The organism is Desulfosporosinus fructosivorans (genome assembly GCF_004766045.1).
Taxonomy (GTDB): domain Bacteria; phylum Bacillota; class Desulfitobacteriia; order Desulfitobacteriales; family Desulfitobacteriaceae; genus Desulfosporosinus; species Desulfosporosinus fructosivorans.
Genome location: NZ_SPQQ01000001.1, coordinates 637,462 through 650,694 on the forward strand (window position 1 = coordinate 637,462; position 13,233 = coordinate 650,694).

The following is a 13,233-nucleotide window of genomic DNA, read 5'->3' on the forward strand; positions in this document are numbered from 1 at the left end:
TTACCCCTAAAGGTTAGCAGAACTTCTGCCGATATCTATACTAGATATAAAAATCAAGTAGAGGTGTGCGATTTGGATATTGGTGCAGTAAAGAATCCCGTAGATTTTGATATTTCTCGCCAGGTGGCTCAGACAAATCCCCTTACGCAAGCTGTTGATAGTGGGCTAACCGATAAGATGGGGAACGTTGCTGATAAGTCAATAACTGTTCAAACCGACGGAAAAATCGATAAAAGACCGACAAATCTTCAAGAAGTAACCCAAATGACGGAAGCAATGAATAAATTTGTAAAAGCGATTGATACCAATATACACTTTATGCTCCACGAGGGAACTGACCAACTGATAGTTCAAGTGATTGACCAAGACAGTAATAAAGTACTAAAGGAGTTTCCACCTAGTGAATTTCTGGATACTATAGCAGCGATTCGCGATTATGTCGGGATACTGTTGGATAAAAAAATATAACGGTAAAATTTTAAAAGGAGGTTTTAGGTATGTCAGTTAGTTCGGTCGGAGGCACTTATGGCCTGTCTGGTTCAGGGATGGATATTGACACACTTGTTAAAAATTTAATGGCTGGCCAACAAGCGAAAGCAGATGCTTTACTACAAAAGAAAACGGTACAGGAATGGCAAAAGACCGCCTACAATACTGTTTATGATGATATCAGTAGCTTTAGAGATTCGGTCTTTAATTATAAGCTCGACGCAACTTTAAGCCCACATAAAGTTACTTCCAGTAACACGTCGGTAGCTACTGTCACAGCCAATGCTGATGCAGCGGATGTGACTCATTCCTTGGTGGTTGCGCAGCTAGCCAGCGGTGTAAATCTAACGAGTAGTGATAGCATCAGTTCTACCACGGGAGCAGTTAAGACCTCTCTTGCTACTCATATGGGAATCACAAATTCATTTTCTCTTACCATTGGAGACGGTACAACGAGTAAGACTTTAACTGTTAATCCAACCGATAGTATTAATGATGTAGTAAGTGCCATTAATAAAGCTGGCGCCAATGTGAAGGCCAGTTACGATAGTACGCTGGATCGCTTTTTCCTATCGACGTCTAATATGGGATCTTCTGCGGGGATTGAGATTACCACGTCCAGCACTAATACCACAGGTACTGATGATGGCAAAGCTTTTGTTGACGGGTTAAAGCTTTTCACTAGTACCCCTAGCACTACTACTAGTACTGACGGTACAAATACGACTAACACCGCGACATATACTAGTGCAACAGGCAAAGATGCTGTGTTTCAACTCGATGGGGTGGAATTGACTCAGGCCAGCAATACGTTCACTATTTCCGGCGTGAAGTATAATCTGACCGGCGTTTCGACGGGTGCCAGCATGGATGTTAGTAACAATCCCGTTTGGGGATCGTCGAATACAACCAACCTGAGCGTGTCCTATGATGTCGACGCGGCAGTAGCCAATGTCCAAACCTTGGTCGACGCCTATAACAAAATTTTGGCAAAGCTTAATGGCCTGGTGGATGAAACCCGTTATAAGGATTATACGCCCCTTACGGATGCTCAGAAGGAAGCAATGTCGGATTCCGATATTACTGCTTGGGAGACCAAGGCTAAGAGTGGGATGCTCCACAATGATAATACCTTGACAAGCCTGATTAACAGTATGAGGAATGCCTTCTCTAACCCTGTGACGGGAATTTCCGCAACCTATGATACTGTTACTGGCAAAAATATAACCTATAATACTGCTTCCTCGATTGGTATTACCACTGGCAACTATTCCGAGGGTGGAAAGTTAGAACTTGATACCGATAAGTTAAAGGCGGCTCTGGCTAACAATTCTGATGTGCTGAAGGAACTGTTCGGCGCTGCAGGGACAACGAAGTCAGATGGAACTGTTGATACCAAAACCCAGGGGATCGTAGGGCGCCTGTATGATACCATTGAGAGTTCCAAAAAGGAATTAGACCAAATCGCTGGTACAACGGCTAATGCCCAATACGATACAGAGAGCGATTACGCCAAAAGAATTCTCTTAACCAGTAAGCAGATTCTTAGCGCGGAGGACAGATTCGATGCGATGGAAGCCGCCTACTATACAAAGTATAATGCTATGGAAGTTGCCTTACAGCAATTAAGTTCGCAGAGTAGTTGGCTAGAGTCGTATGGGACTACTTCGTAGCAATGGAGAACACAGCAGATCATATAGGAGGGGTTATTTTGGTGAATCAGAAAATGGCGAATGCCTATAAAAATCAGCAAGTTATGACATCTTCACCTGAACAATTAACTTTGTTGCTCTATAACGGAGCGTTGCGATTTCTGACGGAAAGTATGCTAGCAATGGAACAGGGGGATTTACAAAAGTCTCACAATGCGAATATACGTGTTCAGAACATCGTGCGTGAATTTGTACTGACGTTGGATATGAGTTATGAACTATCAATAACCTGGGCGCAACTTTATGAATATGCGGAGCACTGCCTTATCCAAGGTAATATTAAGAACGATGTGGCACTGCTAAAGCAAGCAAAAGATGTGTTACAGGAATTACGTGATGCTTGGGTAGGTGCCATGCAACAAACTCATGTGGCACGAGCAGTCGGCAAGTGATGGCGGGCGTTAAGACAGTTCAAGCTTTGTGGCAGGATTATCGATTTTTGACGAAAGAAATAATGAAGTTTTTGACTAAGCAGGATATGGACATCTTCTATGACTTGCTGAATCAGCGCGAGAAGCTACAGGCCATCATCGACCAAACGGTCGATGATGGTTTCAAGGACTCCCCTCTTGGCCAAAGCTTGATTAACGAAATTCAGCGAGATAGCCAAGCGATCACTCAGGGGATGCAGCTTCGAATGAGCAGCACCAAGCGTCACCATCAGGTTTCAGAAGCCTACAATGTGGCGAGCACTACAGCCGTCAGTCAAATGAAATGGAAACGTTAATTTGTTTCAAGTAGGAGGAATATGTGATGATCAATCCTATTCAACCGAACACTCAGTCGACTATGATTCCTGTCGATGCATTTCCAGGGCAAAAGCTGGAACGGTCCCAAGATAATCCACTTAAGGTGGTTGACCGGAAGGGTGAAGTTCCCTCTGCGCGTGAAGAAATTCCGCGTGAACAAGTGGAAAAGGCGGCGGAAAAGCTCAATCGACTGATGGGAATTATTGATAAACGCTTAGAATTTACGGTTCATGATGAATCGGATGGAGTAATTGTTAAGATTGTAGATCAACAAAGTGGCGACGTAATGGATGAGATTCCTCCTCAACGGGTTATGGATATTTTAAGCTCCTTTAGTCAAATGGCTGGATTGTTTTTCGACAAGAGAGTCTAACTCATTACAAAGGTGAGTTGCGTGGGAAGGAAAACGGGACAATCACACTATATAAATAGTCATGAGAAAAAACAGGATGCAGACAAGCATCCTGTTTTATTTATGCCCAAAGGTCCTATAGGATTTAATGAATAAACTGTATAATTTTTGATAAATAGATGCTATCATTAGACAATAAAATAATAAAATAATATTTATGGAGACGAATTATCAGTTTTATGAAGGTGATTTCAGAGAGAAATGACGAATGTTAGGGAAATTAAGCTTGGTATTACCTCGATCATTACGCAAATAGTTTTAAAATTTATACAAATATTGTCGTTAAATGGTGTATTATAAATAGGTCCTTTAGAGGGAGTATGCAATAAGATAGGGGTGGCAAAGCATGAAACAAGATGACGACAATAATATGGGAATCGATTTAGGAGAATTTCTAGAATTTTACTTATTGGATTCCTCAGAACAGATTGAAAGGCTTGGAGCAGGACTTTTGCAACTGGAGAAAGAGGGAGGAAATATCGGACTGATCAACGATCTATTCCGCTCGGCTCACAGTTTAAAGGGGGCTTCTGGAACAATGGGCTTCACGCCGATTGTGGCGATGACCCATGCTGCGGAAGACTTGTTGGATCGTTTGCGTCAGGGGAAAATTGATGTCTCTCTTGAAATGATTGACATTCTATTAGCAGTGACGGACCGAGTCAAAGCGATGCTATCTCAAGTGGAGCAACGTCAGGAAATCTCTCTAGGATACGAAGACTTAGTTATCTCTTTGAAAGGGTTGATCAATGGAGATAAACCCGTTGTTCTGGATAATTCTCAATCTGTCCAGAGCGAAGAGCCAGAGATAGCGCCATTTGTCCAGTTGAACTTTTCACTGACTGAGACCGAATGTGAAAAAGTGAACGATGCTCATATGATGGGACACGGTATCTATCAAGTAGATGTGAAACTTGAGTCTGGTACTCTCATGAAGGCTGTTCGTGCTGTTATGACCACCCAGCGGCTTGAGGGAATGGGTTCGGTAGTTAAGGTCCTTCCTAGCCTTGAAGAGTTAGAAGCAGGAGATGCAGAGAGTTTTTCTCTACTATTACTTAGTGATGAACCCGGAGAAGAGATCCGGAGGGAAGTATTAGAGATTTCAGAGTTGGTAGAGGTGACTCTACACCCATACTTGGCTGAAGGATGGGCTTCTGAGGGAATTACTAAGGGCGGAACAGAGGGTGTCGTTGCTCCTTTAATAGAACAACCTGGGATTCCGACAAATGGTAACATCAACGCTGTGACTGAAACTAAGAAGCCAAGTACAGCCACTACGACAACGACCACCGAAGTCGCAAGTGGGGAAGGCAATACACAAGTACATACTATTCGCGTAGATACTGTCAGGATGGATAACCTCATTAATTTAGTGGGAGAAATGGTTATCACCCGGACCCGTTTGGTTCAAATCGGTTTGGATCTGAAGGCTCAATACAGTTCTGATAATATGGTGAATAATTTGAACGAGGCCAACGTTTATTTGGGACGTTTGATGAATGACCTGCAAGAGAGTGTTATGCGCTTGCGCATGGTGGCTATCGGGACAGTCTTTAGTCGTTTTCCTCGCTTAGTCCGTGATCTTGCCAAGAAAACGGGCAAAGAGATAGACCTAGTTCTAAAAGGTGAAGATACAGAACTGGATAAGACGGTCGTTGAAGTTATCGGGGACCCTTTGATGCACCTGATTCGGAACTCTGTGGATCATGGGATCGAATCTCCAGAAGCGCGCCGGGCCTCAGGTAAAACGGATCTTGGTACGATTACACTGGATGCCTATCATGAAGGAAATCATATTGCAATTGTGATTTCTGATAATGGGGCAGGGTTGGATCTCGATAAAATTCGAAACATTGCGGTCTCTAAAGGCTTGGTCGGAGAGAAGGAGGAACTCTCTGAACGCGATATTGCGAATCTTATCTTCTTGCCTGGCTTTAGCACTGCAGACAAGGTGACAGATATTTCTGGTCGGGGTGTAGGGATGGATGTGGTGAAGAAAGCCTTGAATAATCTTGGCGGAATAGTGGATATCACGACCCGTAAAGGGCAGGGAACCACCTTTACCATTCGCTTGCCGTTGACGTTGGCTATTATTCAAGCCCTTCTTGTAGAAGTAGGGGAAGAGATTTACGCGGTACCGCTATCATCGGTATTAGAGACCCTTCTCGTCGATCGGGTCGATATAAAGACTGTCGGTGGGTTGCCCATGGTTCAATTGCGTGGAAACACGTTGCCACTGATTTCCTTACAAGAAAAATTCGGTCTTCCCACTCCAGAAACTGCTAGCAGTGAGGTTTTTGTTGTGGTTGTAGGCTTAGGAGATAAAGCACTAGGCCTCATAGTGGATGAATTACGTGGACAGCAAGAAGTGGTCATAAAATCTTTGGGTGAATTTCTCAACAATTTACCTGGAATTGCGGGAGCAACCATTCTTGGGGATGGTAAAGTCACCTTGATTCTCGACATCGGATCCCTAATCCAGGACGTCTTAGTCACACGCTAGGCGATATTCGATATTCGTGGTTCGAATAAGAATTTCGACTAATAAGATAAAATTTAACTTTAATGTATTCTGAAATTTGACATATTTATTCCAGTTCGAACCACGAACAACGATTAGAGGGGGAGAAAACCAATGGCGGAAGAACAATTAGTAACCTTTAGCTTAGGCGCTGAGGAATTCGGGGTCGATATCATGCGGGTCCAGGAGATTATCCGTATTCCACCAATAACACGTGTGCCAAAGGCACCGAACTATGTGGAGGGTGTCATTAATCTACGAGGGAATGTGATCCCGGTGGTTAGTTTGCGCACACGTTTTGGCATGACCCGCGTGGAAGAAACTGACCTCAGCAGAATCATCGTCCTGCAAGTTCAAACGAAAGTTTTCGGAATCCGAGTTGATGCGGTAACAGAAGTTCTGCGCTTAGACAGTGAAGCTATTGAGCCACCGCCACCCATTTCTTTAGGAATGGACTCCCAGTTTATACGCGGAGTGGGGAAAATCGGGGAACGATTACTTATCCTCTTGGAACTCGATCAAATAATGGGCGGAGAGTAAGATATGAGTTTAACGCCTAAACAGCCAATCGGGGTTCTAATAGTCGATGATTCGCCCTTTATGCGTTTGACCCTTCAAAAGATCCTCAATCAAGACTCTGGTATTAAGGTTTTGGACACCGCTCGGGATGGGCGGGAAGGAATTGTAAAGCTGCAAGCTCTTCGGCCTCAGGTCGTGACGATGGATGTTGAGATGCCGGTTATGAACGGGCTTCAGGCGTTAGAAGAAATTATGCGGTGGCGCCCAACGCCAGTGATCATCTTGAGTGCAGTCACGAAGGAAGGGACTCAAGCAACGTTAAAGGCCCTTGATCTTGGGGCGTGTGATGTCGTGGCTAAACCGTCCGGAAGCCCTGGAGCGGATCTGCAAGCATTTTCTCGCGATTTAGTGGAAAAAGTCAAAGCCGCGGCTGGGGTAAATCTTGCTCGCCTTGGGCGGAAGGATTTACCGTTGAGTGCTGCAGTTCAAGCGGTTCCACCACGGGCAGGATCACCTATCGGAGTAGGCGGTGATACTACACACCTTGTTCAGCCTCTTGTAAGCCAGGGGAAGACTGGTCGGACTCCTAAGCATGCGGTAGAAATTGTAGCCATTGGTACATCGACAGGAGGACCATCTGCTTTACAAGCTGTTCTCCCTACGCTACCTGGGAATTTTCCGGTTCCTGTGCTTGTTGCTCAACATATGCCCCCTGGCTTTACTGGACCGCTCGCTCAGCGCTTAAACGGACTGTGCCCGTTGAATGTACGGGAAGGGATACATGGTGAAGTATTGAAAGCTGGAACCGTGTACGTAGCGCCTGCTGGTAAGCAGATGCAGGTGCTACGTAAGTCTGGGCAACTGACGCTGCATATTGGAGATGAGGCACCTATACCCACGCTTTATCATCCATCAGTGGATGTTATGTTGCTTTCCTTAGCGAAGGCGGTGGGTAAAGGAACCCTCGGAGTGATCATGACTGGGATGGGAAGTGACGGTACGAAGGGCATGAAGGAAATCAAAGCGTTAGAAGGGTTTGCGATTGCCGAGTCTGAGGAGACCTGTGTGGTCTATGGAATGCCTAGGTCGATAGTGGATGCAGGTCTGGCTGACCGAGTTGTACCACTGGGGGAGATTGGGACAACGATTGTAGAATGCGTTATGAGGAGGAGATGAATCCATGAGTCTTTTTGGAGCGATTGAGATTAGTGCTTCGGGTTTAACCGCCCAGCGTCTAAGAACAGATCTCATTGCTAACAACATTGCTAATATTAATACAACGCGGACGGGAGAACTAACTGCGGCGGGAAACTCCATACCTTATAGTAGGCAAGTCGCTACGTTTGTCCCGCGTTCCCCGGAAACCCCATTTGCAAGTGTATTAGGAGGAACTATAGGGAGTAGAAATCTGGGCAATGGAGTGCAGGTGGCTAGGATTGATCGCGACGTACAGGAACCTTTTCGCTTAGAGTATAACCCCTCTTCCCCGGATGCAGCGAAAGTGGCCGAACCTGGCTTACCCGTTGGGTACGTTCGTCAACCGAATGTGAATATTGTGACGGAAATGGTCGATATGATTTCCGCATCTAGAGCGTATGAAGCGAATGTGACTGCCCTCAATGTCAGTAAGCAAATGGCAACTAGAGCGCTAGAGATTGGAAAGGGGTAAGTAATAAATGAGTATTTCTCCTATTGCACCAATCATACCACTGTTAAGCCCCCTCACTCCGATAAGTGCTGAGAATTCGCTGAATATAAGCCTTGATGGCAGCGCCCAAAAAGCGGGTCCGGATTTTTCTAAGTTCTTAACGGATGCATTAGGCCAAGTCAATGCTCTGCAAAAGAATGCGGATACAGCCAGTCTGCAGTTAGCAACGGGTCAGGTCGATGATCTTTCGTCGGTGATGGTCGCGCTAGAAAAGGCTAGCTTATCGTTATCCCTCACTGTGGCAACGCGAGATAAAGTGTTAGATGCCTATAATCAGATCATGCGGATGCAAATATAAGTGCTGTCATTTGTAGTACGTTTCGAGTTTTGTTTTTTAGGGGGTACAGATACCAAGTGATAAAGTTTATTTATGAAAGGAGGAGCGAAGGATGGATTTTTCTTGGGCCGGAATCAAGCAATCGGCAACAACCTTTTGGAACAGGCTTTCTAGCCCACAGAAAATTTTAACGGTGCTTGCTCCTCTTGCGGTGGCAGTTGCTCTCATAAGTTTGATTACTTGGGCTGGTCGCCCGCAGTATGTGGCCATTTTTACGAAGCTTAGTGACGCAGATGCCGGGGCAATTACCACCAAACTTAAAGATCTGAAAGCAGATTATAAGTTAGCAGACAATGGATCAACGATAATGGTCACTCAACAGGCGGCTGCGGATCTCCGCCTCCAGCTTGCTAGTGCCGGGCTTCCGGAACAAAGTAAATTTAGCTTTAGTAACTTGGATTCAATGCATCTGGGGGAAACGGATGCGGATCGAAAATTACGTTATGTTCTCGGGTTGCAGAACGAACTAGAAAATACTCTAAAAACCTTGAATGGTGTACAAGATGCACGTGTGCATCTTGTGATGCCAGAAGAGTCCCTCTTTGTGGATAGTCAAAAAGCGGCAACGGCGGCGGTTACCTTAAAACTCGTTCCGGGAACGAAACTCGGAGATGTTCAGATACGTGCTGTCGCTAATCTATTAGCAGGTTCGGTTGAAGGACTGCAAACGGAGAATGTGACGATTGTTGATACTAACGGAAACGTTTTGTCGGATGTTCTAAGTAAAGACCAAGATCCCAACAGTCTCACAGGAACTCAATATCAACTAAAGCAAACGGTCGAAGAGGATACTCGAAAATCGATCCAGAGTATGTTAGATCGAGTGTTGGGTCAAGGGAAGACTGTTGTACGAATCAATGCGAGCTTGGACTTTGATCAAATAAAACGTGTAAAACAGACAAATGGTCCTGGTGCTTTAGTGAGTGAGCAAAGCTCTATCGAATCCTCTATAAATGGTACAGCCGTCGGTGGGACACCAGGTTTGGATGCCAATGGGGCCCCAACGTATCAAGCTGTAACTCCCGGGGGGGATGTCATCTCCTCAAAATCCACTGCTACCAAAAACTATCAAGTGGACACAACGCAAGAAGAACAAGTGGTAAGCCCTGGTGCAGTGAAACGTCTTTCCGTGTCCGTGATGGCGGATGCGGATAGCATTAATCAGGATCAACTTGATCAAATCAAAACGATTGTGGCTTCTGCGGCAGGAATTCAGGCAGTCCGTGGAGATGATATTCAAGTCGCGGCCATTGCCTTTAATAAGACAGATCTGCAGCAAGAAAGACTCGCTATGGAGGAAGCTCAGAAACGGCAACAACTGGTTACTTACATTGGGATTGGGGCTGTTGTACTGTTTGCCCTATTCTTAATGGTGATGTATATGAGGTCACGAGTGAAGAAAGCTCGTGCTGAGAAAATGATGGGATTAGCTGATGCGCAGCCTGTCTCACTTGCGGAGGCGGAACTTCTGATGGCCCAGCAGTTGGCTGAGGAAGAAGCTCAGTTAAAATTCGCCCAGGGAAAGGCGAAGACTGTCGAGGAAATCCAGAAGCAAAAAACTAAAGAGTCTGTCGAGCTTTATTCGCGCAATAATCCGGATGAAGTTGCCCGTCTAATGAAAACTTGGCTATCGGAGGAGAGTTAGATGGCTCAAACGTTAACAGGAATTCAAAAAGCCGCGATTCTCATGATTTCCTTGGGCTCAGAGAGCTCGTCTGAGATAGTAAAACATCTCGGAGATGTAGAAATAGAGCAATTGACATTAGAGATGGCCAGTGTAGGTAAAGTTTCTCCGGAAACACGAGATTATGTAGTAGAAGAGTTTCATCAAATGTGTCTTGCCAATGACTATATTACCCAAGGGGGGATAGAGTACGCCCGTGAAGTCTTGGAAAGGGCTCTTGGGCAATCACGAGCGTTTGATATCATCAGCCGCTTATCCACCTCCTTGAAGATGAGGCCCTTTGATCTCGTGCGTCGGACTGATCCCAAGCAGCTTTTTTCCTTTATTCAAGGAGAACATCCTCAGACAATTGCGCTGATTATGACGCACCTTCCTGTCGATAAAGCAGCGACCTTACTCTCCAGTCTCCCCATGGATCGACAGGCTGATGTGGCTAAACGTGTAGCGACAATGGGAAGAACGAGTCCAGAAGTGCTTAAAGAGATCGAGAAAGTATTAGAACGCAAGATTTCAAGTTTAGCCCCTACAGACTATTCGGCCTCGGGTGGGATTCAAAGCATTGTGGATGTCCTCAACAGGGCGGATCCAGGAACCGTTAAAGTGGTTATGGATGCCTTGGAGATGGAGGATCCTGATTTAGCAGAACAGATTAAACGCCAGATGTTTGTCTTTGAGGACATCGTTATTCTTGATGATCGCGGGATTCAATTGGTCTTGCGTGAGGTTGAAACCAAGGATTTAGGCATTGCTCTGAAAGGGTCCAATCCCGAAGTCGCCCAAAAGATTCTGGCAAATATGTCGTCACGGGCCGGTCAAATGCTCAAAGACGATATGGAATTTATGGGACCAGTGCGCTTGAGAGATGTCGAAGAGGCTCAACAACGCATTGTAAAGGTGATTCGCAAGCTCGAAGAAAGTGGCGCTGTAGTCATTTCAAGAGGGGGTAGTGATGAAATCATCTATTAACAGACGCGTCGTTAAAAGTTGTAATGTGGCGGTATCCTCACCACGAATGGTGGAATGTAACGCGGGGTTTCAGCAGTTGGATCTGTATTTGACGGCGATTAGTATTCGAGAAGAGAGCCAAAAGCCTACTGACTCGAAAGACTTGGAACAATCGGACCCCCTGGCCGACTCAGCCGAGGCCGAGGAAAATGAGAAAGCTGCCATGGTCCTTGCGGAAGCCCAAGAGGAAGCCTCCATGATCCTTGCGGAGGCTGAAAACGGGGCTCAGGCAATTCTTGAAGAGGCTAGAGCGGACTTTGATCGTTTGCGCCAAGAGGTTGTAGAAACTGCACAGGCAGAGGTTTATCCGGCAGCGCAGGCAGAAGGTTATCAAGCTGGATTTCAGACGGGAGAAGCAGAAGCTAAGCTCTTGGTTGATAAGGCAAATCAACTCTTCCACTTGGCTCAACATGCTGTTCAAGAGGAATATGCCAAAGTTCAAGAGGATTTACTGCTTCTGGTGATAAAAATCGCTGAACGCTTAGTTCGCTCAAGCTTGGCTGTGCAACCCCAACGATTGGCGACAATCATCAAGGCTTTGACTTTATTACCCCAGGAACGCCATGGATGGATGCTTCATGTAGCTTCAGATGATATACGTTGGGTAGAAGACCAGTCACTCTGTCCTTGGGTTATAGATGAGACTCTTAACCCAGGAGATTGTTTTCTAGAGTGCCAAGAAGGGATTTTTGATGCCCGACTTGAAGCCCAACTTGATAAATTAGAACACACTTTACGGGAGGAGCTCGAACATGGGAGCGTGGAAGCAATTGATTCAGACGGTGGAACAGACTGAACCGATTTCAGCCCAGGGGCGAGTTTCTAAGATCGTCGGACTAATGGTTGAAGCAGCTGGCCCACGTGCTAGCGTGGGGGAGTATTGCCATATTATTACGCGTAACGGACGAGCGCTTCCAGCTGAAGTGGTTGGCTTTCGGGATTCAACGACTCTACTTATGCCTTTAGGTGAGCTTGAAGGAATCGCTCCAGGAGATCGCGTGCTTCCGCAATGTCAGAAGCTGACTGTGTCTGTGGGTCCTGGTCTTCTCGGACGAATCCTCGATGGACTGGGACATCCTATGGATGGGCGCCCGCTTCTCACCGAAACAGCGTACCCTCTCCAAAACAAACCACCAAATGCCTTATTACGTCCTCGTATTCGAGATGTGCTCAGTGTCGGAGTTAGAGCTATCGATGGGATACTTACGATTGGTCGCGGGCAACGGATGGGTATCTTCGCGGGTTCTGGGGTGGGCAAGAGCACCTTGCTAGGTATGATGGCTAGAAACACGGTGGCGGATGTCAACGTCATTGCCTTGGTGGGGGAACGGGGACGAGAACTGCGCGACTTTATTGAGAAGGATTTAGGCCCGGAGGGATTAGCCCGCTCTGTGATCATTGTGGCGACTTCCGATCAACCAGCCTTAGTGCGTTTAAAGGCAGCTTTTACAGCGACAGCCATTGCCGAGTATTTTCGGGATCGTGGGGAGAATGTGCTCCTGATGATGGACTCTGTAACCCGCTTTGCTATGGCCCAGCGGGAAGTGGGCTTGACGGTAGGTGAACCTCCAGCAACTAGGGGATATCCTCCTTCCGTCTTTGCCTTATTACCAAAGTTATTGGAAAGGTCGGGTATGGCGGAGACCGGAAGTATTACTGGGATCTATACGGTGTTAGTGGATGGGGACGACCACAATGAGCCAATTGCGGATTCTGTTCGCGGAATCCTCGATGGGCATATCGTCTTAACCAGGGAACTAGCCATGCAAAATAATTTTCCAGCTATCGATATTTTACAATCTGTTAGTCGGGTAATGAACGACGTGATCAGTGAGGAACACAAGGAATTGGCAGGTATTGTGCGTGAACACATATCAGTATATCGGGATGCCAAAGATTTGATTGATATCGGGGCATATACGCCTGGTAGTAATCCTAAGATTGACGCCGCCATCGCGCATATGGACAATATCCTTACTTTCACTCGGCAAGGAGTGGACGATCACACCAGTTTTGTAGAAATGCTTACGCAACTAAAGAGGATTATTAGGTCCAGCACTTAACACTAGCTACCGTTTTCTATGAAAAGTTGAGTGC

General features: G+C 46.1%; 14 protein-coding genes. All 14 read left to right on the top strand.

Going from position 1 to position 13,233, the window contains the following annotated elements; all coding sequences use genetic code 11:
* Positions 1–63 precede the first annotated feature (63 nt).
* On the top strand, positions 64–468 hold the full coding sequence (locus E4K67_RS03060; protein ID WP_243454314.1) for a flagellar protein FlaG: 405 nt from the start codon (positions 64–66) through the stop codon (positions 466–468).
* 29 nt (positions 469–497) lie between these two features.
* Positions 498–2,162: a flagellar filament capping protein FliD gene (gene fliD / locus E4K67_RS03065; RefSeq protein ID WP_135544910.1), complete on the top strand. Its 1,665-nt coding sequence runs from the start codon at positions 498–500 to the stop codon at positions 2,160–2,162.
* Positions 2,163–2,200: 38 nt separating this feature from the next.
* Positions 2,201–2,593 (top strand): flagellar export chaperone FliS, encoded by a 393-nt coding sequence (gene fliS / locus E4K67_RS03070; RefSeq protein WP_135545171.1) that lies wholly within the window; start codon positions 2,201–2,203, stop codon positions 2,591–2,593.
* Positions 2,593–2,928 carry a hypothetical protein gene (locus tag E4K67_RS03075; protein ID WP_135545172.1) on the top strand — a complete coding sequence of 112 codons (336 nt, stop codon included), beginning with the start codon at positions 2,593–2,595 and terminating at the stop codon, positions 2,926–2,928. The genes fliS and E4K67_RS03075 overlap by 1 nt, the downstream gene beginning before the upstream one ends.
* A gap of 26 nt (positions 2,929–2,954) precedes the next feature.
* Entirely contained in the window at positions 2,955–3,323 is a 369-nt protein-coding gene (locus E4K67_RS03080) for a flagellar protein FlaG (protein WP_135544911.1), read from the top strand.
* A 385-nt stretch (positions 3,324–3,708) separates the two neighbouring features.
* A complete protein-coding gene (locus tag E4K67_RS03085) occupies positions 3,709–5,865 on the top strand; it encodes a chemotaxis protein CheA (RefSeq protein WP_135544912.1) in 2,157 nt (718 codons plus the stop codon).
* Between the two features lie 132 nt (positions 5,866–5,997).
* Positions 5,998–6,423 carry a chemotaxis protein CheW gene (locus E4K67_RS03090; protein WP_135544913.1) on the top strand — a complete coding sequence of 142 codons (426 nt, stop codon included), beginning with the start codon at positions 5,998–6,000 and terminating at the stop codon, positions 6,421–6,423.
* Between the two features lie 3 nt (positions 6,424–6,426).
* Complete coding sequence (locus E4K67_RS03095; RefSeq protein ID WP_135544914.1) at positions 6,427–7,578, top strand: protein-glutamate methylesterase/protein-glutamine glutaminase; 1,152 nt, start codon at positions 6,427–6,429, stop codon at positions 7,576–7,578.
* Positions 7,579–7,582: 4 nt separating this feature from the next.
* Positions 7,583–8,071, top strand: a complete 489-nt coding sequence (gene flgC / locus E4K67_RS03100; RefSeq protein ID WP_135544915.1) for a flagellar basal body rod protein FlgC — start codon at positions 7,583–7,585, stop codon at positions 8,069–8,071.
* Positions 8,072–8,078: 7 nt separating this feature from the next.
* Positions 8,079–8,408, top strand: coding sequence for a flagellar hook-basal body complex protein FliE (gene fliE, locus E4K67_RS03105; protein ID WP_135544916.1), 330 nt, complete (start codon positions 8,079–8,081; stop codon positions 8,406–8,408).
* Between the two features lie 91 nt (positions 8,409–8,499).
* Positions 8,500–10,092: a flagellar basal-body MS-ring/collar protein FliF gene (fliF, locus tag E4K67_RS03110; RefSeq protein ID WP_135544917.1), complete on the top strand. Its 1,593-nt coding sequence runs from the start codon at positions 8,500–8,502 to the stop codon at positions 10,090–10,092.
* Entirely contained in the window at positions 10,093–11,097 is a 1,005-nt protein-coding gene (gene fliG, locus E4K67_RS03115) for a flagellar motor switch protein FliG (RefSeq protein WP_135544918.1), read from the top strand.
* Positions 11,081–11,932 carry a FliH/SctL family protein gene (locus E4K67_RS03120; RefSeq protein WP_135544919.1) on the top strand — a complete coding sequence of 284 codons (852 nt, stop codon included), beginning with the start codon at positions 11,081–11,083 and terminating at the stop codon, positions 11,930–11,932. Before fliG ends, E4K67_RS03120 begins: the two co-directional genes overlap by 17 nt.
* Positions 11,889–13,199, top strand: coding sequence for a flagellar protein export ATPase FliI (gene fliI / locus E4K67_RS03125; protein WP_135544920.1), 1,311 nt, complete (start codon positions 11,889–11,891; stop codon positions 13,197–13,199). The genes E4K67_RS03120 and fliI overlap by 44 nt, the downstream gene beginning before the upstream one ends.
* Positions 13,200–13,233 lie beyond the last annotated feature (34 nt).